22 protein-coding genes are annotated in these 21,141 nt (G+C 33.3%); 8 read left to right on the top strand and 14 right to left on the bottom strand.

Translation table 11 applies throughout. The features are described from left to right. Window positions 1-2: 2 nt before the first annotated feature. Complete coding sequence (locus tag BM088_RS10520; RefSeq protein WP_091983462.1) at window positions 3-1,292, top strand: sensor histidine kinase; 1,290 nt, start codon at window positions 3-5, stop codon at window positions 1,290-1,292. Window positions 1,293-1,311: 19 nt separating this feature from the next. Here BM088_RS10520 and BM088_RS10515 read toward each other — a convergent pair whose 3' ends face one another. After that, window positions 1,312-1,764: an Lrp/AsnC family transcriptional regulator gene (locus BM088_RS10515; RefSeq protein ID WP_091983461.1), complete on the bottom strand. Its 453-nt coding sequence runs from the start codon at window positions 1,762-1,764 to the stop codon at window positions 1,312-1,314. Window positions 1,765-1,861: 97 nt separating this feature from the next. On the opposite strand from BM088_RS10515, the gene BM088_RS10510 reads away from it, so the two are divergent. Next, window positions 1,862-2,455, top strand: coding sequence for a LysE family translocator (locus tag BM088_RS10510; RefSeq protein WP_091983459.1), 594 nt, complete (start codon window positions 1,862-1,864; stop codon window positions 2,453-2,455). A 218-nt stretch (window positions 2,456-2,673) separates the two neighbouring features. Further along, on the top strand, window positions 2,674-3,006 hold the full coding sequence (locus BM088_RS10505) for a PBPRA1643 family SWIM/SEC-C metal-binding motif protein (RefSeq protein ID WP_091983457.1): 333 nt from the start codon (window positions 2,674-2,676) through the stop codon (window positions 3,004-3,006). Between the two features lie 252 nt (window positions 3,007-3,258). On the opposite strand, the gene BM088_RS27210 is transcribed toward BM088_RS10505, so the two are convergent. Continuing rightward, complete coding sequence (locus tag BM088_RS27210; RefSeq protein WP_177208015.1) at window positions 3,259-3,399, bottom strand: hypothetical protein; 141 nt, start codon at window positions 3,397-3,399, stop codon at window positions 3,259-3,261. Window positions 3,400-4,076: 677 nt separating this feature from the next. Here BM088_RS27210 and BM088_RS10500 point away from each other — a divergent pair. Then, window positions 4,077-4,469, top strand: a complete 393-nt coding sequence (locus BM088_RS10500; protein WP_177208014.1) for a response regulator transcription factor — start codon at window positions 4,077-4,079, stop codon at window positions 4,467-4,469. Window positions 4,470-4,499: 30 nt separating this feature from the next. Here BM088_RS10500 and BM088_RS10495 read toward each other — a convergent pair whose 3' ends face one another. After that, window positions 4,500-4,862: a MerR family transcriptional regulator gene (locus tag BM088_RS10495; RefSeq protein ID WP_091983454.1), complete on the bottom strand. Its 363-nt coding sequence runs from the start codon at window positions 4,860-4,862 to the stop codon at window positions 4,500-4,502. 198 nt (window positions 4,863-5,060) lie between these two features. On the opposite strand from BM088_RS10495, the gene BM088_RS10490 reads away from it, so the two are divergent. After that, on the top strand, window positions 5,061-5,915 hold the full coding sequence (locus BM088_RS10490; RefSeq protein WP_091983452.1) for an alpha/beta hydrolase family protein: 855 nt from the start codon (window positions 5,061-5,063) through the stop codon (window positions 5,913-5,915). 760 nt (window positions 5,916-6,675) lie between these two features. Here BM088_RS10490 and upp (BM088_RS10475) read toward each other — a convergent pair. The 7 genes from upp (BM088_RS10475) to BM088_RS10445 form a co-directional block, all read right to left on the bottom strand. Further along, window positions 6,676-7,305 (bottom strand): uracil phosphoribosyltransferase, encoded by a 630-nt coding sequence (gene upp, locus BM088_RS10475; RefSeq protein WP_091983448.1) that lies wholly within the window; start codon window positions 7,303-7,305, stop codon window positions 6,676-6,678. Window positions 7,306-7,366: 61 nt separating this feature from the next. Then, the gene (locus BM088_RS10470; RefSeq protein ID WP_218156498.1) at window positions 7,367-8,596 is read right to left on the bottom strand and encodes a URC4/urg3 family protein; all 1,230 of its coding nucleotides are present in this window, start codon (window positions 8,594-8,596) and stop codon (window positions 7,367-7,369) included. After that, a complete protein-coding gene (locus BM088_RS10465; protein WP_091983444.1) occupies window positions 8,593-9,846 on the bottom strand; it encodes a GTP cyclohydrolase II in 1,254 nt (417 codons plus the stop codon). The genes BM088_RS10470 and BM088_RS10465 overlap by 4 nt, the downstream gene beginning before the upstream one ends. A gap of 26 nt (window positions 9,847-9,872) precedes the next feature. Further along, window positions 9,873-10,523, bottom strand: coding sequence for a uracil phosphoribosyltransferase (upp, locus tag BM088_RS10460; protein WP_091983443.1), 651 nt, complete (start codon window positions 10,521-10,523; stop codon window positions 9,873-9,875). Window positions 10,524-10,678: 155 nt separating this feature from the next. Next, window positions 10,679-11,173 carry a peptidylprolyl isomerase gene (locus tag BM088_RS10455; protein ID WP_091983441.1) on the bottom strand — a complete coding sequence of 165 codons (495 nt, stop codon included), beginning with the start codon at window positions 11,171-11,173 and terminating at the stop codon, window positions 10,679-10,681. A gap of 65 nt (window positions 11,174-11,238) precedes the next feature. Continuing rightward, entirely contained in the window at window positions 11,239-13,161 is a 1,923-nt protein-coding gene (locus tag BM088_RS10450; protein ID WP_177208013.1) for a putative bifunctional diguanylate cyclase/phosphodiesterase, read from the bottom strand. 201 nt (window positions 13,162-13,362) lie between these two features. After that, the gene (locus BM088_RS10445) at window positions 13,363-14,373 is read right to left on the bottom strand and encodes a GlxA family transcriptional regulator (RefSeq protein ID WP_091983438.1); all 1,011 of its coding nucleotides are present in this window, start codon (window positions 14,371-14,373) and stop codon (window positions 13,363-13,365) included. Between the two features lie 132 nt (window positions 14,374-14,505). Here BM088_RS10445 and BM088_RS10440 point away from each other — a divergent pair, with 132 nt between their 5' ends. Next, entirely contained in the window at window positions 14,506-16,401 is a 1,896-nt protein-coding gene (locus tag BM088_RS10440) for a beta-ketoacyl synthase (RefSeq protein WP_091983437.1), read from the top strand. Window positions 16,402-16,497: 96 nt separating this feature from the next. Here the strand turns inward: BM088_RS10440 and BM088_RS10435 are convergent, their stop codons facing one another. After that, window positions 16,498-16,773 carry an HU family DNA-binding protein gene (locus BM088_RS10435; RefSeq protein WP_091983435.1) on the bottom strand — a complete coding sequence of 92 codons (276 nt, stop codon included), beginning with the start codon at window positions 16,771-16,773 and terminating at the stop codon, window positions 16,498-16,500. A 209-nt stretch (window positions 16,774-16,982) separates the two neighbouring features. On the opposite strand from BM088_RS10435, the gene BM088_RS10430 reads away from it, so the two are divergent. Further along, window positions 16,983-17,483, top strand: a complete 501-nt coding sequence (locus BM088_RS10430) for a GNAT family N-acetyltransferase (RefSeq protein ID WP_091983434.1) — start codon at window positions 16,983-16,985, stop codon at window positions 17,481-17,483. Next, window positions 17,476-18,021, top strand: a complete 546-nt coding sequence (locus BM088_RS10425; RefSeq protein WP_091983432.1) for a GNAT family N-acetyltransferase — start codon at window positions 17,476-17,478, stop codon at window positions 18,019-18,021. The genes BM088_RS10430 and BM088_RS10425 overlap by 8 nt, the downstream gene beginning before the upstream one ends. Here the strand turns inward: BM088_RS10425 and BM088_RS10420 are convergent. From BM088_RS10420 to BM088_RS10410, 3 genes are read right to left on the bottom strand one after another with little or no spacing between them, the layout of a single operon-like run. Continuing rightward, window positions 18,018-18,617, bottom strand: a complete 600-nt coding sequence (locus BM088_RS10420) for a GDSL-type esterase/lipase family protein (RefSeq protein WP_091983431.1) — start codon at window positions 18,615-18,617, stop codon at window positions 18,018-18,020. The two genes, BM088_RS10425 and BM088_RS10420, sit on opposite strands and share 4 nt — an antisense overlap. 10 nt (window positions 18,618-18,627) lie before the next feature. Then, window positions 18,628-19,683: an endonuclease/exonuclease/phosphatase family protein gene (locus BM088_RS10415; RefSeq protein ID WP_245763799.1), complete on the bottom strand. Its 1,056-nt coding sequence runs from the start codon at window positions 19,681-19,683 to the stop codon at window positions 18,628-18,630. Window positions 19,684-19,685: 2 nt separating this feature from the next. After that, window positions 19,686-21,128, bottom strand: coding sequence for a hypothetical protein (locus BM088_RS10410; protein ID WP_091983428.1), 1,443 nt, complete (start codon window positions 21,126-21,128; stop codon window positions 19,686-19,688). Window positions 21,129-21,141: the final 13 nt, after the last annotated feature.

Raw genomic sequence — 21,141 nt, 5'->3', positions numbered from 1 at the left:
ATATGTCTAAAAATAAAACATTAAAACGTTATATACTCAAAGTAGATTTCATCGTCGCAAGTGTCATTATTTTAAGCTACACCATTTTAATTAACATCTATTTTATGTTTGGTTTAGATGAGGGGAATTATCAAGACCTCCATCTAGAAGCCATCAGTTTTAGCCAAGCTTATAATAAACATCTCGCCCCTAAGTTACCTAAGTCAATTCATTTTAATGGTTACTTAAATTGGCAAACTTTACCCGACTGGGCGCAAAAACAATTTCCAGAACTTGCGCAAGTAACTCAAACCCAAATGAGTAATGTAAAACTCAAACCTGAAGGGAATTTAATTGCTTGGCCTGAACAAGTCATTTTTATTCTAGCTAAACCACTTAACGATGGAAAAACCTTTTATTTAATTCGAAAAATAGATATTGAAACATATCAAGCACTGAGTAAACGCAGTATAAAAAATATGTTTAAGCTCACATGGCCTTTGGCTCTTTTATTTTTAATTATGATGCACTTATCTGTACATGTTTTATTAAAACGTACAATGAAGCCACTCTTTAGACTGGGTACTTGGATTGATGATTTAACCTTAGAAAATGTTTCAGATCCTATACCCGATTTTGACTTTAAAGAATTTAAACATATTGCCAAACAACAAAAAATAGCCATGCTACGCATAAGTGATGTGTTAAGCAAAGAGCAAGATTTTTTACGTCACGCCAGCCATGAATTACGTACACCCATTGCCGTCGTAAAAAGTAATGCACAACTTATGGAGCGTAGATTAACTGAAGATAAAAGCCTTGCATCGGTTGCACGAATAAAACGTGCAGCCCTTAACATGCAACATATGACAGAAACATTATTATGGTTAAGTCGAGACGATGATAAAGAGAAACTCAGTACATCAAAGCTCAATATCACTGATATGCTCAGCCATTTAATAGAAGATAATCAATATTTATTACAAGGTAAAACCGTTAAGCTCAATATAAATATGGATAATGAATTGCAAGACTTGGCAGCCACTCCATGCCGACTCATTTTAAATAATTTGATACGTAATGCATTTCAATACACAGCTGAGGGCACTGTTAATTTCAGTTTTAAGAATAGCAAATTAATCATAGAAAACATCAATATCGCTGATGGTGAATTAGACTATACAGGCTCGGATTATGGCTATGGACTGGGTTTAAGACTGGTAGACAAAATTATTCACAAAATGCACTGGCAATATGAAAATATTCAAATATCAGGTGGCAGAAAGGTGGTTATTCAGTTTTCAAACAAATAATATGATAAACCAAAAAATTTTAAGCCCTATCATCTTTTGGCGAACCCATTACAACATGAGTTGTAATAGAGGCCACATGTGCCGACGTTCCTAATACATCAGTGTGAAATTTTTTATAAGCTATTAAATCGGTTGTTTCAACTCGTAACAAGTACTCATATGGACCTGTAATGTTATGGCATTCTTTCACTTCTGGAGAAAGTGTTATCGCACTTTCAAAAGCAACTTGTGCATCTTTAGTGTGGCTCGATAAGCCAACCGCAACATATGCAATACACCCTATGCCTAATTCAGTCTGATTAAGTACGGCTTTGTATCCTTTAATAATATTTAAACGTTCTAATTCTTGCACTCTACGTAAACAAGCAGAAGCTGATAACCCGACTCTATTTGCCAACTCCGCATTACTAATACGCCCATTCAATTCAAGCTCACGCAATATTCTTTTGCTTATTTTATCTAATTCAATCATAAGTTGTGCAATTAAGGTTAACCATTAAAACAAAGCAAGATAATTTCATCATAAAGAAATTATAATTGTTTTACCACTTTAAGTTTAAGAGACTAAAATGAATATAGAACTATTAACAGCGTTGATCACATTTGCCTTTGTTTCATCTATTACACCGGGCCCAAATAACTTAATGCTAATGTCATCAGGTGCGAATTTTGGCTTTAAACGTACGATCCCTCATATGTTAGGTGTTGGCTTAGGTTTTGTACTTATGGTGTGTTTAGTAGGGGTTGGATTAATACAATTATTTGATATTTATCCTATTAGTTATCAAATATTAAAAGTATTTAGTATTACTTATCTTCTATATTTAGCCTATAAAATTGCAACTTCAAGCTCTCCTGAAAATAAAGAAGCGAACAATGCCAAACCTATCACCTTTATACAGGCGGCTTCATTTCAATGGGTAAACCCCAAAGCCTGGACCATGGCATTAACGGCTATCAGCGTTTATTCACCATCAAAAAGTTTAGAATCAATATTGTTAGTAGGCATTATTTTTGGCGCTATTAATCTACCTTCAGTGAGTGCATGGACTATTTTAGGGCAGCAATTACAAAGATTTTTAACCAGCCAAAAAAAGTTAAAAGTATTTAATATCACGATGGCAATTTTATTAGTAGCAAGTTTATACCCTATTTTGCTTTAAGGCTGCTATAGCCAAACCTCTATCGGAAACATAAGAGCGACCTTACTTTTAATTATTTTAAAACTATTATTTATAACAACAATATTTAGAAGAAAATTATATTAGTATTAAAAAACAGCTTTAGCCATAGGTTAGTTAAACTGATAGAATGCGCGCCAATTTAAAGTTGTAATGATTTATTTCGTAATCTAAACAATACACTCATTCTGGATCACATCATGTCTAAATTTTTCTACCGCGGTAAGCCTGATATTATGGATAAACATAATCAGGGCACATATAAACCTAAACCTTTAGTTAAGTTAGGCACTGATGCAAATCCACTCACTTTAAATGTGCAATCTGAAGAACGAAAAATTGAAATTGAAGCTATCATCGCAATTCATAAATATATCGCTAATATAGAAGTAAACGCCAATATAGCAGAAAACATTAAAGAGCTTGATGCCGTATTAAATAAACCTAAAACACAAGTATTTGAAAAAAAACCCAATAGAAATGATCCTTGCTTCTGTGGAAGCGGTAAAAAATACAAAAAATGTTGTGGCTGAGTTTTAGTGATTCATAATTGATTTTAAAATGTGAAATGAACATAAAAACTGAAATCAAAAACATTATAAAAATACATAACTCATTCAATAATCAAAACTATATTATTCACAGTGTTTGCTGTACTGCTCAAAACCAGTATAACTATTAGCAATAAATTTCTAATAGTTATACTACAAGATTTGATGAATACAATTGTGAATACATTAGCCAACTTATGACTTTATAAACTCCCTTCGATACACCAAATAAAACTAAAAAGTACCTGAAAACTTCAGAACCACGACAGGGTTTAGTTTACGGTGGGACACCTGATGACCGTTAAATGGACCATTACGGTTGCCCTGATAAAATAAACGAGAACGTATTTGCTCAACACGGCTATTTACTTCCAAAAAAGTTTTTACTCCAAAAAATTGTGAGGATTCGATAAAAAACCAAATTTTATTTGCTTCATCTAATGTTTGTACCTCATTAACACGATAGCTTGTATTTAAAGTGCCCGCAGAATACCCTAATCCCCAAGCTAATTTATGTTCAATGAAGTCCTGCCTAAAATTAACTTCTAAAGCATTTGGTACATAATTGTTTATATTTCTATTTTTGTTAATGATTGAATCATAAAAGTCAGAACCTTGATAACGATGTGAAACTTCAAGTAATGATCCTAGAAAAATATAATCAAGCGGTAGCTTAATATCTGGTTTATTAATATCTTTCGAACCAAGGTAGCAGTTAGCTGTAACTTGAACTGTAAAACTTTTGTAAAATGACTTGTGTCAGTCATCTAAATGACTCACCACTTTAGATATATTTCCTAATAGCCTTATGTCAAAATAACAATAAATAACCAATTATTTCAGTAATTTAAGCTTATTGTAATTCAAAGCGCATTAGATATAAAAACGAATTCACAGTATTGTTTAACTTAAATCGCCTAATACGCGCGTTTTAAACAATGCCGACTTACATTATTTCCTCATCTAACTGAGTACTATTAAATATTTATTAAATATTGCGTTTTGAAAACATTAAACTAATCTTTGTTTAGTACCTAATGAAGGGAATAATTATGGGAAAAGAACTTTCAGTTTTAATTGTAGATGACTGCAATAGCAGCTTACTTGTACTTAAAGAAGTGTTTAGTCAAATACTACCTAAATCTAATTTACTTTGCTTTCAAAATAGCGAAGAAGCAATGGAAACACTCGCGCTTTTAAGAGTCGATATTTTAGTAACAGACTTAGTGATGCCTAATATTTCTGGCTATGAACTTTTAAGTAAAGCTAAAGAGATAAACAATGAAACAATTGGAATCTTAGTGACTGCTGGCGATCCAAGTTTTGCTGATATGAATGATCTTCTTGCTTGCGGTCACTCTGTTGGGGCAAATTATTGTATTCGTAAAACCCATTTTATTGCCGATTTGGATAAAATAAAAGATGAAGTCAGCAAGTTACATTAGCGTATATTCATCACATTTAATAAAATAGACTCAAAAAAGCATATTTTTATACATACATTGCCCTTCAAGGGTAAGTTTAATCTCTTTTTTGAATGCCTTTAACTTTTTTATTTTTTCATCTATTTCATGTTCTTTTTTAAGCAAATATTGATTCATTTCTTTAATATCTAAATTATCTGCACGAAATAATGTCGCAAGGTCTTTTATTTCATTTAATGTAAAACCTAACTCTTTACTATGTTTTAATAATTTAAGCTGTTTTACATCAGATAACGTATATTCCTTGTAGCCATTTTCTCTTCTTTTAACTTGAGGCAACAATCCCATTTTTTCATAAAATCGAATGGTATCTTTTGTCATTTCTGTTTGACGGCATAACTCACCAATTAACACTTTGCACTCCTAATATTTTTATTTCACAGCACTTTTATATTGTTATCTTTTTTACATATCACTTTTTTATAATGCATACTTTCAAGCTTAGACTACTGAGTTAATCCTATTACTTAAACCGTTCATGTAAGTTAGGAAATATAAATATCTTGACCATGGAGTATGCTCCACGGTTTATGATAAAGATAAGGAGATTTTATGACAATACAAATAAAAATAACTTGCAGTGACGGTCGAAAAATATCGGCTATGCAATATCAAGCAACACATACCAAGGTAAAAGAAAAAGGGCTTATACTCCTAAATTCAGCGCTAGGTATAAAGCAATCTTTTTATCAAGAATTTGCACAGTTTTTAGCAAATCAAGGTTATATCGTAATTACTTGGGATCCCAGAGGCATTGGACTATCAAAAGAAAATCCAGTAAAAAATGATACTGCAAAGCTAAGAGATTGGGGCCAAATTGACTTAAATGCAGTATTAAACTACCTGATAAATAACAATATAACAAAATGGCAAGATATTACCTTACTAGGACATAGTGCTGGAGGTCATTTAATTGGTTTGTGTCCTTCAATTAATAAAATTAAAAACATTATTTTAGTTAGTTCAGGCACCTGCTCTTGGAGGTTATTCTCAATTAAACAATGGCCAAGAGTGTTATTTGCTTGGTTATTACTTGTGCCTATTGCAATTAAAGTTTTTGGTTATATGCCAGGAAAACTAGGCATTGGTCATGACTTACCCAAAGGTGTGATAATGGATTGGAGAAATTGGAGCTTAAAAAGAGATTATTTATTTTCAGATCTCAGTTTAAAGGAAACATTTTATCAACAATATCAGGGAAATATTCAAGCCTTTGGTTTTTCTGATGATTTTGGTTTTTCACCTAAAAAAACTATTTTTGACTTAATGGCACATTTTCCAAATGCGCAAAAGAAGATTAAAATATTTAATCCTAAAGAACTTAATAAGCATAAGATCGGACATTTTGGTTTTTTTAAACCGTCAAACCAAGATCTATGGCAAAAATTGATTATCGATAAATACTAAGAGAAAACGTCTTTGAAATGCTTACCAATGCATGCATCTGATGGCAAATTGATATATAAAAAAATACATTTGGCGGCTTATTAGAAGTGAGAGAACACGGTGCGTATCCTTGGTATTTTTGAGCGATATTCCCTCAGAATTACCAGCATTTCAATCACTTTTTAATATCACCAAACCTTTAGTGTTACCCCTACCTTATACACAACCTATACTTCTGTTTTTATATGGAAAAATAAAAACATACAGCGACTTAATTTAGATATGGGGGCAGGTTCATTTGAACAAAGCTTAAACTCACTTCAACAAATAAAAATAGTATTTCTTAAACAAAACCCTGAAGTAATAAATATAGCAAAACAGTACTTTGAACTGCCAAAAAATGTGAATCTGGTTCAACAATCTGCATTCGATTATTTAATAATAAAGAACCTAGCAATGATTTGTACCAAGATAGTTTTTATAAAAGTTTATTTAAAAACTTAAATGGATCTGGGGTTATATTCATTAATTTCATTGCATCTAATACGCTAATTTTAGAAAAGTTATTAATTTTAATTCGAAAAACATTCTCTTATATTACCTTGCTTGATTTTGACAATTATAAAAATATTATTTTAATTACCTCCAAAAAAGAAATCCCATCAAAGCAAGAATTAGCGCAATTAAACTTAACCTACAATAATGTTTTTAATGTTAACTTTATAGATTTCATCAATAGGTTAATTTATTTACCCGTTAAACAATAGGCTGTACATTTTTATCAATCTATTGTTTTATAAAGCCTATCACCAGCATCACCAAGGCCCGGTAATAAATGACCATCCTCGTTAAGTTCTCTTTCTTTTCCTATGGCAATAATATTTACATCAGGGTGAAAATGATGAAGTTTATCTACACCTTGCTGCGATACTAAAATACAGATCATCGTTATTTTGCCAACATTATATTGCTTTAACCTATCTATGCAGGCCAAAGCAGTATCACCTGTTGCCAAAAGCGGATCGGCTAAAATAATTTCTTTACCTGCCACTTCTTTGGGTAACCTGAAGTAATACTCCACCGTATTTTGAATAAATTTATCTCTATAAATACCAATGTGACCTGCACTTGCAAAAGGCAGCATATTTAATAATCCATCTAACATGCCGTTACCCGCTCTCATAATAGAAACAATTATAGGTGCTTGTTTTACTTCTTGCCCTTGCATCGACTCTAACGGTGTTTGAATATCTACATCAATCAGCGCTAACTCTTTGGTCGATTCATAAGCGAGCAACCCACTGATCTCATTTAATAGTCTTCTAAACTCACACGATTTTGTCTCTTTTTTTCTGAGTAATGTCAGTTTATGCTGCAATACGGGATGACTTATTATTGTTAATTTTTCCATTGTCTTTCCTATTCCGATTTTTCAGCACATTCTAAGCGCTATTTATTTGTTCATGTTTTTATTAAAAAACAGTGCCATCACTTTTTAACTTGAGTGGTGGCTCACCATTAGCTCTGAGTTCCTTGGCAGCTTTACGCCCAGCCCACCAAGTTCCCCCTTCTAATACTTTGGCTAAAGGCAATTCATTTTTAGACATGTTGAGAGAATCTCGAATTTTATCACCAATTTTATCCAGTAAAATAATAGTTAAAGCACGCCATTCAATGATTAAATCACTACTTGCTAAATGAGACTGATCAAAAAGCGTTTTATCTTTTAGTTCAATTAACTGTTTATCAATTAATAAACCACCATTACGATATTCAGCAAGCCCGGTGAGCTTTTCAACACCTGAGACCTCGACGCCTGCCTCTACAATAGGTTCAATCAATGAATAGGTTAACCATTGAGATAATTTATGAAAAGGGACTAAACTCGATAATGCCTCTTCTGATTGTAAGAACGTATATTGCCAAACGTCCCCCATATTCACGCGATTAATTGATACTCTTCCTGGCCATATATCAGAGAAACCATTTAAAACGCCAGCTAAAATATGCTCTGCTTGTAAATGCTTCCCATGCTGTTCAACTAAATAATCGAACAAACTCCCAGGCCTTTGCGCTTTAAAAAATGAATTATTTTGAGTAAGTACTTTGCCTAAAGAACGTAATAAATTTACTCGGCCCTCAACACCTGCTAATGGATTTTTATCCGTTACTTGAAATCCTATTTTTAATTTTTCAATACTAAATTCAATTAAGGCCTGAGCATCAACCTTCAAAGGATTTGACTTATCATTTGAAAAAACACCCGCTAAAAACATATCAAAACTGGCAATAGCTAACCCTTCGGAGCGTGCATAAATATGACCGCTGCTAGGTTCGACATAACCCCACTCATTACCAGCGCCCGCATCCAATAATACAGAGATTAAAACCAAATCAAGTTTAGCGCGTACACGCTCGTATTTAGAGCATCCCTTGAGTTTTTCATTTAAACTTTTGAGTCTATCGATACCCCCTGTTTGAAAATGCCCCCAACGTGAGTGAAAAGGGATATCTAAACTTGGGTAATTATCTTTAATAACACTAAGAACATAGCCTGATACATCATCGAGTTTGTCTAAATGAATATTAAAAGCACCTTTACCTGATAAGCTTAACTCAAATATTTTTTGGCAACGCTCTCTGATAGCAATGGGTGATAATAAATAATCAATCTCTTTAGGTGTTACATCAGGATAATTCAAGATAAGTCCCTACCTTTTATACTATCGAGTTCATCATCTGTAAGTGCTTCGTCATCACTAAAATAACCTGCTGCTTTTTTAGCTTCAATTTCAACTTGAGCATCATCAGGAACAAGCTCCTTGGGAATTGAAACTCTATCTATCACTGTGATCCCTGACTTTACTATTGCGTTATATTTCATATTGCTCATAGAAACTAAATGGTCGATTTTTTTAATACCAAACCAATGTAAAACATCAGGCATAAATTCTTGAAAACGTGCATCTTGAATGCCTGCGACACATTCTGTACGCTCAAAATAAGTCGCAGCACTATCACCACCCTTTTGTCTTTTCCGTGCGTTATATACCAATAATTTGGTCACTTCACCTAATGCTCTGCCTTCTTTTCTAAAGTAAACAATTAAGCCAACGCCACCATTTTGAGCGGTTTTAACGGCCTCTTCTATACCATGCATTAGATAAGGTCGACAAGTGCATATGTCTGAGCCAAAAACATCAGAACCATTGCATTCATCATGTACTCGACATGTGAGCACTTTTGATTCATCGGCTAAATTATTAATATCTCCAAAAATATAAGCCGTTGTGCTACCAATAGGGGGTAATAATATTTTAAGATCGGGCCGTGTTACTAATTCAGGAAACATACCACCAGTTTCTTGAAAGAGTATTTTTCTTAAAGTGCCTTCAGCAATGCCAAATCGTTTTGCTATGCCGGGTAAATACCATACAGGTTCAATCGCAACCTTAGTAACAAACACATCGCCATTTTCTTTTACAATTACACCGTCTGGTTTTAATCGACCTTTTTCTACTGCATCATTAATTTCAGGTAAAGTCAGATGTGCCTGTGTAATTGCAATCGAGGGTTGAATATTAAACCCCTCTTTTAATTCTTTACTAAAAACATCGCCAATACTTGCACCCCAAGGGTCGAGCGATATTATTTTCTCAGCATCATGCCAAGAGGATTTAGGTGTAATGTTAACCGTAGGACTGGTATTAGTAAGATCGGGAATATGATCTTGTGCAAATGACCCAGCCGCAATAGAAAGCGCACGATAAACTGTATAACTACCACTATGTGAGCCTATTGCATTTCTATTTTCCTTTGTTGAAATAGTTGCAATCACAGGACCCCGCTCTTTTGGGTTTTTAGCCCCCCACTTTACGGGTGCTGACTCTTGAAATGCCTGATTAGAATGAGATGTTAAAATAACATGGCTTGTTTTTAAATATTCCTTCATTTTTATCCTTTAATATGTTATCAAAATTAAGTACCAAAATATCGATCACCAAAGTCACCACACCCAGGAACGATATACTTATGATCATCTAAAATAGGATCAACGACTTCGGTATGAATATGTATTTCAGGAAATTCTTTTTGTAACTTAGTGACAGCTTCTAAAGCACAAAAAATGGAAATGATTTCTATATTATTTAAATTATAGCCCTGTTTTTTCATCATACCTAAGCTGTAACACATGGTACCTGCGGTTGCTATCATAGGTTCCAAAATCACAAACTTAGCATCTTGAGCGACATTAGGTGGCACTTTAAATAGATAAGGTTCAGGCATTGCTGTTTCTTCGTTTCTTTTAACACCAATAGAACACAACCTAGCGTTTTCTAATCGATTCATAAATACCGGTAATAAACTCAAACCCGCTCTGAAAATAGGCGTCAAAATCACTTCATGATTTTCTAAATGAGGGATCATCGCATCGGCTATCAGTTCAAATAATTTATTAGCCGTTTGCCTAAACTCTTGATATGACAAGTCACGATTTCTGAGTCGTTGTAAATATAAATGTCGTTCACTGATTTGTGCATTTTTACCACGAGAAAAACACGTCACATTAGGAGGTAAAACAAAATTATTGTCAGTTTCAGCTTGAGATGCATTATCTTGAAAAACCATACATACTTCCCTATAAATTGAATTTTTAAATTTTATTTATAATTCAAAGAGTAATAGAGCATTTGCTTTTCAACAAGGTTTAGACAAATTTAATTAAAGTCGAAGTTTAAAATAGAAGCTGAGAAACAATTCTCAGCAATCATAAAATTGAAATATTACTCAGCCACAATGACCTTTTCGACTATAACAGCCATTTTGGGCACATCATCATGCTCACCATAAGAACGCGTTTTAACTTTTTCAATTTTTTTAACGATTTCCATTCCCTGTGTCACTTTACCAAATACGGCATAACCCCAACCATCATTGGTTTTTGCTGTAAAATCTAAAAAAGAATTATCTCTTACGTTAATAAAAAATTGACAGCTTGCAGAATGTGGCGACATAGTACGAGCCATCGCTAATGTGCCTTCAACATTTTTACCACCTCTGTTTGCTTCATTAACAATGACATCATGGCCTTCTTTTTCCGTCATATCAGGTAACATACCGCCACCTTGGATCATAAACCCCTTGATCACTCTATGAAAAATAGTGCCTTCATAAAAACCTTCTTTGCAATATTTTAAGAAGTTTCTTGCTGAAATTGGTGTATTTTCATAATCTAACGCGATTTGAATATCACCCATGTTTGTTTTAAATGTGATCATAACTTTTAACTGCTGAAAATATTTAATGCTATTTTAATCAATAACATTATATGTTTCATCTTAATTTATGCACGCTTAGGTAAGTTCCCCAATTCACTTTGAATCAAATTAATTGCTTGCAATTCAGTTAAAGGCTTACTAAAAAAATAGCCTTGAAATTGATGGCAATAAAAATGTCTGAGCACATTAAGTTGTTGCTGCGTTTCAATACCTTCCGCTGTTACCGATAAATTAAAAGCTTCTGCGATAGCACAAATTGCTTTCACTAATTGAATCGCTCCATTATCTGTTTCTATATTTTCAATAAATGCGCGATCGATTTTAATGCCGTCTATAGGTAGTTTTTTAATTCTAGCAAGTGAACTATAACCGGTACCAAAATCATCAATATAAATACCTATACCTAGCTCATGAATTGTATTCAAGTGAGGTATTAAGGTTTCTTCCTTTGCAATCATCGCTGATTCAGTTAATTCAATTCGTATTTGATTAATTGATAAAGCAGAATTTGTCACTCTTTTTGCAAGCCAACTCATGAAGCGAGTTTGTTGCAATTGCATAGGTGAAACATTTATATTAATAAATAAATTTTTCGATTGAGCTTCCTGCTGTTCCAAAAAAATAAGAGCATGATCAAATACCCATTTCCCTAGCATCGTTATTTTGCCACACTCTTCTGCAATAGAAATAAACTCATCGGGATTTATTCGCCCTAAAATATCATTATCCCAGCGTAATAAAGCTTCAAAGCCAATTAAATTTTGATCAAATTTACAATAAAGTGGCTGAAAGTTAATTGATAACTCTAAATCTGGATCGAGCTCACGTAATAAGGTTTCTATGTGTAATTTGCGTTTAATTTTCTTGGTAAGTTGATTTGAAAAAATGAAGAAGTCATTTTTACCTTGTCGTTTAGCTTCTTGCATAGCGATATCAGCATCATGTAATAATTTTTCAGCATCATAATTACAACATGTAGTCTTAAATTTACGTACTCCCATACTGCCTGTTACATTTATATGATGCTCAAGATATTTAAAAGTTTTTTGGATTTCTCTAAGAATATTGATTAATAAATCAATTTCGTTACCATTTAAAGATTTTTCACTCATTAATATTGCAAATTCATCACCGCCGAGTCTTGCAATATCAGAAAATGAACCCAACATAAATTGCATTCTCGCAGCAAACTCAATAAGTACTTTATCTCCTGCAACATGTCCTAACGTATCGTTTATCAATTTAAACCTATCAAGGTCTATATACAGCAGAATATAGTGACCTTTATTTAGACCTTTTAAATTGTTAATTTTTTTAAAAAAAGCGTCCCGATTTAATAAGTTAGTTAAACCATCATGCTTCGTTTTGTATTTTAACTGTTCACGCAATAATTTCGATTGTGTAATATCAACAATTTGGCCTTCATAAGTCCAAACACTCTCATTTTTTATCCAATGACCACTTTGCCTTAACCAGATACTTTTGCCGCTTTGGTTTTTAGCTAACCATTCATATTCTTTATAGTTTTTTCTTGCTATAACATCTAATTGCCAGGTATCAATGTGTTCCTGACTATAAATAAAATCACTCAATGACAAGTCATGAATATTGTGTGTTTGATCTAATAGCAAACTTGAAAAAGCAGGATTAAAACGTGTAATTACAGCGCAGCTATCAAGAGTAAATAAGCCTTCAGGAGAATTAAAAAATAATTTTTCATACTGATTTTTTGATTTTTGTTGTTGCTTGAGCGCACTCTCTTTTAATTTAGACTCTTCTTTTAATGCTAAGTTTGATTCAATTAAGCATTGTGTTTTTTGAACTAACATATCGCTGATTTTATTATTACGTACTAACAAGGTGAGCATGTGACATAAAAATACAGACCCAAAAATCAATAAAATAATGATAAAACTCAGTTCATTTAAAATGAAAGATGAACTAAAAACCTGTGAATTATCGAACAATACATTGAAATAATATGCCATTAAAAAAACTGTAAGGCTAAATAATAAGTAACCTAATAGATATAATTTTAGCCCACTCAATTTTAAGTTTAAATCCTTCATGCTTTATACTTCTATTACTACATACCAACACGAAAATGATAATAGTTTTTATTTACTTTTATGGAAAGCTGTTTTTAGGATTAATTACATTTTTGAGTCAAAACACCGTATATTGCACATTCAACTGAAAAGTTTTTTACGTACTAGAGCACGGTATTGTTTTGGGGTTTGTCCTAAATGCTTTTTAAAAAGGCGGGTTAAATATCCTTGATCGCTATAGCCTACTTCAAAAGCAATTTCTTGAATTGATAAATTACTAGATGAAAGTAAATCTTTTACAGTTTCAATCCGTAATTGCTGCCAATAATCTGTTGCTTTTGTACCTGTAGCCGCTTTAAAGCGACGTGTGAATGATCTTTGACTTACGCCAAATTGTGCTGCAACTTGGCTTAAATCTAATGTGGAAGATAAATTGGTACGCATCCAAAACTGGATCTGTGCAATCAATTCATCTGGATGTCTATCAACGGCACCCGCTAAATATCTTTGTTCTTCATAGGGTTTTCTGATTTCATGAGAGAAGTTTCTTTCTACATGCTGCGCAGCTTCTGTACCATAAAATTGATGAATGATATGCACGATAATATCAGCCAATGAATTTAAACTTGCTGCACAATAAATCCTATCGGATTGTGTAATAAAAAAATCAGGTTTGAGGTCTACCAAAGGGTAATCACGCCTAAATTGTTCGGCATAATGCCAATGTATCGTAGCAGGTAAACCATCCAGCAATCCTGATTCTGCTAAAAAACAATTACCCGTTCCCACACCAATTAAAGTACATCCTTCGCTCCATTGTTTTTTTAACCACTGAATTAAATTTGGATGCTTTCTTAATACAGGTCTGGGGTTTCGCCAAATACTAGGCACAATAATAAGTTCTGGAATATCAGCGTTATCGGCGATGCAATCCGCTAATATACTAATACCAGCACGAGAAGCAATCGGCTCTAAGCTCTCACCTACCAGCTGAATACTTAAAACTTTACTATCTTTATTATGACTTAACGCAAAGGCTTCACCTGCACGTAACATTTCAACAGGGAGCGTTAAGCTCGTTGCCAGCATATGCTGATACACCAAAAGGGAGACTTTGACCTTTATTGGAGATTTTTGATTCGAATTTTGCATAACACAGTACCTGAAAAACAACTTTGGCTATTATGTCACAATTTTTGGCTGTTTAATTATAAAAAAAAATACAAAAGCGGCATACACTCTAGTTATATTCAAAATCGTTAATTACAAATCATAGGATCTTTCATGATAGCTTTACCTCTTATTGTTGGTATGGGTGGCATAAACGCCGCAGGCCGTACCTCTTTTCATCAGGGCTACCAACGCATTGTAATTGATAAATTAGATCAAGAGTTACGTCGAGAAACTTTTGGTGGCCTTGCTACCCTAATGAACATCATTAGCTATAAAGATGGACAACTTATCGATAATGAAGGTAATCCTGTTGCGCCAAGTGAAATAGAACAAAAATTTGGTCAACAAATTTTAGATGGTACCTTAATTCGTAAAATCGAAAAAAATCATTTTGATGTTGATGCAACCCATTGGCAACAAAAAATGACTTTAAGTCCATCCGGTGAAACCATCAGTTTTGAAACCAGTAAACGTAGACTGCCTTCTCCCTTACCGCGTTTATGGCAAATAACAGAACTTGAATCAGGAAAAGTTAAAGTTGAGATTCCTGGGGATTTAGAAATAAAACATGATGCTTTTCGTGATAATCCAATTAAGGCGGCTGGACAATTCCCAACAGGTTTTGAACCTGCAACTATGTACAATAGTCGTTATCAACCAAGAGGCTTACAGGCAACTATTTTTGCAGCAACCGATGCGATAAAGTCTATGGGGATTGAATGGAAAACAGTTGTCGATAAAGTTGGACCAGACCAAATCGGTACTTATTCCGCTTCAATTGCAGGTCAAATGCAACAAGAAGGTTTTGGTGGTTTAATGAAAAACCGCATGTGTGGCGATCGTGTTTCAACTAAAAACTTGGCACTTGGTTTAAATACTATGCCTACCGATTTCATTAATGCCTATGTTACTGGCAATGTGGGAACCACTTTTACTGCAACAGGTGCTTGTGCCACATTTTTATATAATTTGCGTGCTGCCGTTCAAGATATTCAAGCTGGTAAAGTCAGAGTCGCTGTAGTGGGTAGCTCTGAAACACCTATTACGCCTGAAATTATTGAAGGCTTTGGAAATATGAGTGCATTGGCGAATGAAGAAGGGTTAAAAAAGTTAGATAACAGTGATATTGCTGATCATCGCCGAACGAGTCGCCCATTTGGTAACAATTGTGGTTTTACAATTGGTGAAGGCGCACAGTTCATTGTACTGATGGATGATGCATTAACACTTGAGCTTGGTGCCAAAGTATTAGGTTCAGTTGCAGATGTATTTATAAATGCCGATGGTATAAAAAAATCAATCACAGCACCTGGACCAGGTAATTATATTACTATGGCCAAGTCTGTTGCACTTGCACAAAGCATTTTGGGGAAAGAGGCTGTTGCAAATCGCAGTTTTATTTTAGCCCATGGCTCAAGTACACCACAAAATCGTGTTACAGAATCTCTTATTTATGACCGAATAGGTAAAAGTTTCGATATTACTAATTGGCCTATTACTGCTCCAAAAGCCTTTGTAGGGCATACTATTGGCCCTGCAAGTGGTGATCAAATGGCAGTAGCTTTAGGTATTTTTGAACATAATATTATGCCTGGGATCACAACAATAGATAAAGTGGCTGATGATGTGCATACCGAACAACTTGATATTAGAACCGAACATTATAAATGCCCTACCCAAGATATTGCTTTTATAAACTCAAAAGGTTTTGGTGGTAATAACGCAACAGCAACGGTACTTTCACCCACAATCAGTCTAGAAATGATGGCTAAACGCCATGGTGAATCTGCAATGGTAAGTTATCAAGAAAAATTAACCTCAGTGGAAGCTGCACAACTTGATTACCAAACAAAAATAAATAAGGGTCAATATGAACTTATTTATAAATTTGGCGATGGTTTAATTGATGAAAGTCAAATTGAAATCACCCAAAACGAAATCACACTTCCAGGCTTTGAAAATCCAATTATCTTAAGCCAAGATAACCCTTTTAATGATATGGTTTAAGCAAATAATCTATATCTAAAAGGCGCTCTTTGAGCGCCTTTTTTATTACTGCCCATTCATACTAAAAAATCATGAGAATAAAATAACCTTACTTCTTTATTTACTACAAATATCTTTTAATGCTTTACCTGGTTTAAAAGTCGGTATTAAAGAAGCCTCAATTGTTATTGGCTGCCCTGTTTTAGGATTTCTTCCCTGACGTTCAGGGCGATAATTAATCGAAAAAGTACCAAAACCTGTTAGCTGTACAATTTCACTTTCATATAACTGTTTTGTAATCGTTGCAACAAATGCGTCGTAAAACCTTTTCGCTTGTGCTTTGGTAATTTCTGAGTCTTTAGATATGTGTGCGATTAATTGCGTTTTATTCATTTAACTTATACTAACTAAAAAATTTTTGAGATAATAACAGGTTTACTTCAATTGAAATGTTGTTTTTTTGTTATGAATAAAAACACGTTACATAATATGAAATATAAATGCTCACAAATAAAACTGTATTGCTTTTTATATAACTAAACTGCTTCTGTTTTGCCTTAATATTCCAGCTAAACTGAACTCAAATATCAAGAGGCTAAACAATGACAATATTAATAGAAACACCCAGATTAATTATGAGAGAATTTACATTAGATGATTTAGATGCCGTATATGAATTTTCAGTTAATGAAGACGTGACTAAATACACTGGTGACTTAGGTATGGTAAAAACCAAGCAAGATGCCAAAGATGTGATCACAAATGTTTGGCAAGCTGAATATAAAAAATATGGTTATGCCCGCTATGCCTTGGTTTATAAAGAAAATAACCATGTAATTGGGTTTTGTGGTATCAAGTATTTACCTGAAGAAAACCGCCCAGACGTCGGTTATCGCATGTTGCCAGAGTATTGGGGTAAAGGCTTGGGACTTGAGGCAGTAAGAGCCACAATGGATTATGCAAATAATACCTTAAAATTAGAAAATATAATGGCTGAAGCTGTTGTTGAAAATATCGCTTCAAATAAAATCTTATTAAAAGTAGGTTTAAAACATGTTGATACCTATGAACGCTGGGGCTTTAAGCTAAACCGTTATGAATAATCAATTTCCTACACTCACTACATCTCGGCTTTTACTTGATGAAGTAACTTTAGTAGATACAGCTGAAATATATGAGATATTTTCTGACTCCAAGGTCATTAAATATTATGACTTTGAGCAATTCACAGATCTAAAACAAGCTGTCGAATTAATAGAACAAGATCAAAAAAAATATAATAATGGCAGTCATTTACGTTGGGCTGTCAGAGAAAAAACATCCTTAAAGCTAATCGGTAGCATAGGCATAAAATGGAATAATGATAATCATAGTGCCACTTTAGGCTATGAATTTAACCAATCAACTTGGGGCAAAGGTTTTGCTACTGAGGCTTTAAAGCAGGTCATAAATTACCTCTTGATAATTGAAGAAGTAAAAAAAATAAACAGGCTTGAGGCATTTACCATGCAGGGAAATCACGCATCTGAAAAAGTATTATTAAAATTAGGGTTTAAAAGTGAAGGTTTGCTCAGAGGATATGGCTATTGGAAGCAGCAATATCATGATTTGAATATATTTTCACGATTAAGATCCCATTAATCAATAGCGCCTTTATCTTTCAATTCCTGATAAATGCGCTGCGCTAATTTTTGATACCCAAGTTTATTAAAATGAATTTGATCTGATTTATACTGATTATTTTTTAATAGGTCAGTGATAATGTCTTCAAGTAAAACAAGATTGTATTTCTGTGCTAATTCCTGATAAATAATCGATGGCGTTAAAAATATGCTTTTTTGTGGTACGGCAACTAATATAATTTCTATATCTCGCGCTTGCGCCATTTCTATCATTTTCGCCAAATTATTTTGTGTTTGCACTTTAGGTTTGTTGCGTAAGAAATCATTTCCTCCTTCGAGTAAAATAATAAGCTGCGGATTATATTTATGAATAACCGTTTCAAAACGCATCAAACCTTTACCAGTTGTTTCTCCAGAAATACCCGTGTTAATCACTTTCAAATGAGTTAATTGCGCCAAAACACTGGGGTAGCTATCTTCTTTAGGTACGCCTTTTCCATATGTTAAACTATCGCCAAAAGCAACGATTGTACTACTATCAGATAAGGGCTTTAAAGAAACTTCAGAGCAGGCTAACTGTAAAAAAACCAATAAAATATATACTATTCTAATCATCTATTTCTCTTTAACTTCTTATTGTAATTGTTGCCATAACCGGAGCATGATCTGTCGAATCGCTATCAATATCATACTCAGGATTTATTAAATGACTATCAAATGTTTCATAAGAGGTGACTTCCGCTAAGCTTGCTCCGCACTCAGTATCAAACTCATTTGATAATAAGATATAGTCAAGCACAGAGCCTTGTGTTCCATAATAATGTGTTGATTTCCTCAAGTGATTCATAGTCTTAAAATCACGCGTTTTTATAAATAAATTATGAGCATCATTTAATTGGTAATATTTAAGTGAGTTATTTATTGCATGATCTGGCAGTTGTGATAATTCACTCATTTTTATATCTACACTATGGATTTTTTTTCGTTGCATATTGAGCGCATCCAATACCCCTGAGTGTAAATTATCGTTAAAGTCACCTAATAAAATCATTGCTTGATTGGTTTTTTCACGCCTTTGCAGCATAGCGTGAAATAATAAAGCGGCCTCATTACCCCTTTGAAAATCTGCACTCCAACGCCCTAGAAATTGTTTCGCAAAAATTGAAGCGCTTGTTGATAGACCAGGAAGGTTTTCATCAGATACATTTAAATTGGCACGTTTGGATTTAAAATGCACGACATAAAAATCACATAAACCAAGAGATGGTAAATCAATTGTTGCTCTCAGTACTTGCCGACTAAAGTTAAATTCATTTAGCCCTAAGTGATTAACCAATTCTTCAGATGGCAAAACCTTTTCAACTGCTAATATAGGATAACGTGCAGCAATTGCAACTACCTGACTTTTATAAATAAAGTCACTCATTATTTCCGGCTTATCAACTACAGCAAAATAATCTAAGCCTTGTTTTTTACATAAAACACTTAATTCTTTTGAACTAAACACTTCTTGAAAACCAACAATATCAGGTTGATGTTCAGACAAAAAAGAACGAAACCAAAGCTGTTTTTTTTGCCATTGCGCTTGGCTATAAATATTCTCAAAATCATAATATGCAGATGGAGGAGATAGATAGTTAAATAAGTTAATACTCGCTATTTTGAATTTTTTTAATTTCACATTCACCTATTTTTATTCCACAAATTTTGATATTTAATATATGAGAAGTACTCATGAGGTTCCCAGCAGTTAGGTACAAACTGAGCTTCATTGGTTCTGTTTTCAAAATTAGACCAGAGTTTTTGTAATATTTCGTTTAACCTTTCACTACTGACTTTTTCTAATTTTTTACGACAATTAGCATAAAATAAATTATTATCTGGTTGCACAGTAATATCATGCCCTGACGATGTAAAAGTTAGATTTTTAGTTGCAATTCTTACTATAGGTTCGTGATGATTTTTTGGATAAATACCTGAAACAATTGCATATTCAAACCGGTCTAAATCTATACCATCGGCGTTTTTTGGAATATACGTAATACCAAATCCTGGTGGGTATATGCCTAATATTTTTTGTAAACTGTTGACCACAACTTGACTATGACTGCCTTTTTCAGCTCCTTTATGCAAGAGTAAAAATACCTTCGGCAAAGATTGATATACAAAATTACTGCGCGTACTTAATACAACAGAAACGTATATTTGAGGTATTTTAATTATATTGCCTATCCCTTGCTTAGGGTCGACTGAACGTTTAAATAAATTTAAAATAAAAGACATTTTTTCTTTTTCATTTTTATTAAAAACATCTCTTTGTTCTTTGCTATTGCCAATATATTTGGCAGACCCGATGCCATGGGTTAAATAATTAATTGTTTGATGATAACTAATTTTTAATAACGATAAACGCTCTTCATTAGTCAATGTTCTAAATTCATTTAATTTCCCATCTTTTCCTTTTAATATCTCTAAAGCATCAGGATGGTGACTCCCAACATCAAGTAATAGGGCTGACATAAGAACGGGGATCTGCACCTCATTTTGATAAACTTCATCATCATCCTCGTCTAACGCTCTATTTTTTATTTCCTGAATATAAGGATTAGTGATTTGTTCATCTTTCATTAATTGCTCAAACAATAATAAACTCAGAACAGCACGATATAAATGTTTGCTTTTTTTATTTTGGTTAATTGCTGCTTTAGTGTTTGTTGGAGTCATTAACTGAATAGTACCAAGAATACGTGCAAATTTATTGTTTTGATCGCTCTCGTCTTTTCCCTTGCACAAATTTAAAATATCATGGCAAATTGTTTTTATTTTTTCTAATCGGCTTTGTTTTTCTTCTTCTTGTTTTAAATTAAATTCTTTTAATATTTTTTGGGAAATTTTAATGTTGTGATTAAGAGTACTTGATTTAGGGTCTTTTTCTAATGCCTGTTTATCTGAAATGATTTGCTGTTCAATCGCATTTTTTTTAATTTCATTTTCTTGTGCATATTTAAAGTATTCAGTAGCAACTTCATAAATGGAATCTTGAAAGGAGGTCATCGAAAAAATAGAGCCAATTAAATTTTTAATTGTTTTACTATAAACAGATTCTTTGACTATATTTTGTACCATAAACAACAACACC

This window comes from Pseudoalteromonas denitrificans DSM 6059 (assembly GCF_900112265.1).
Lineage (GTDB): Bacteria > Pseudomonadota > Gammaproteobacteria > Enterobacterales > Alteromonadaceae > Pseudoalteromonas > Pseudoalteromonas denitrificans.
Note: the sequence above shows the minus strand (reverse complement) of the source record. Positions and strands in the feature narration are given on the sequence as shown.

What these genes read in the sequence shown, in the direction of transcription:
- BM088_RS10515 (WP_091983461.1), bottom strand. Translation starts at nt 1,764, where the DNA reads ATGATTGAATTAGATAAAATAAGCAAAAGAATATTGCGTGAGCTTGAA.
- BM088_RS10425 (WP_091983432.1), top strand. Translation starts at nt 17,476, where the DNA reads ATGAATAATCAATTTCCTACACTCACTACATCTCGGCTTTTACTTGAT.
- BM088_RS10420 (WP_091983431.1), bottom strand. Translation starts at nt 18,617, where the DNA reads ATGATTAGAATAGTATATATTTTATTGGTTTTTTTACAGTTAGCCTGC.
- BM088_RS10500 (WP_177208014.1), top strand. Translation starts at nt 4,077, where the DNA reads ATGGGAAAAGAACTTTCAGTTTTAATTGTAGATGACTGCAATAGCAGC.
- BM088_RS10510 (WP_091983459.1), top strand. Translation starts at nt 1,862, where the DNA reads ATGAATATAGAACTATTAACAGCGTTGATCACATTTGCCTTTGTTTCA.
- upp (WP_091983443.1), bottom strand. Translation starts at nt 10,523, where the DNA reads ATGGTTTTTCAAGATAATGCATCTCAAGCTGAAACTGACAATAATTTT.
- BM088_RS10435 (WP_091983435.1), bottom strand. Translation starts at nt 16,773, where the DNA reads ATGAATAAAACGCAATTAATCGCACACATATCTAAAGACTCAGAAATT.
- BM088_RS10465 (WP_091983444.1), bottom strand. Translation starts at nt 9,846, where the DNA reads ATGAAGGAATATTTAAAAACAAGCCATGTTATTTTAACATCTCATTCT.
- BM088_RS10455 (WP_091983441.1), bottom strand. Translation starts at nt 11,173, where the DNA reads ATGATCACATTTAAAACAAACATGGGTGATATTCAAATCGCGTTAGAT.
- BM088_RS10430 (WP_091983434.1), top strand. Translation starts at nt 16,983, where the DNA reads ATGACAATATTAATAGAAACACCCAGATTAATTATGAGAGAATTTACA.
- BM088_RS10520 (WP_091983462.1), top strand. Translation starts at nt 3, where the DNA reads ATGTCTAAAAATAAAACATTAAAACGTTATATACTCAAAGTAGATTTC.
- BM088_RS10505 (WP_091983457.1), top strand. Translation starts at nt 2,674, where the DNA reads ATGTCTAAATTTTTCTACCGCGGTAAGCCTGATATTATGGATAAACAT.
- BM088_RS10410 (WP_091983428.1), bottom strand. Translation starts at nt 21,128, where the DNA reads ATGGTACAAAATATAGTCAAAGAATCTGTTTATAGTAAAACAATTAAA.
- BM088_RS10490 (WP_091983452.1), top strand. Translation starts at nt 5,061, where the DNA reads ATGACAATACAAATAAAAATAACTTGCAGTGACGGTCGAAAAATATCG.
- BM088_RS10450 (WP_177208013.1), bottom strand. Translation starts at nt 13,161, where the DNA reads ATGGCATATTATTTCAATGTATTGTTCGATAATTCACAGGTTTTTAGT.
- BM088_RS10440 (WP_091983437.1), top strand. Translation starts at nt 14,506, where the DNA reads ATGATAGCTTTACCTCTTATTGTTGGTATGGGTGGCATAAACGCCGCA.
- upp (WP_091983448.1), bottom strand. Translation starts at nt 7,305, where the DNA reads ATGGAAAAATTAACAATAATAAGTCATCCCGTATTGCAGCATAAACTG.
- BM088_RS10445 (WP_091983438.1), bottom strand. Translation starts at nt 14,373, where the DNA reads ATGCAAAATTCGAATCAAAAATCTCCAATAAAGGTCAAAGTCTCCCTT.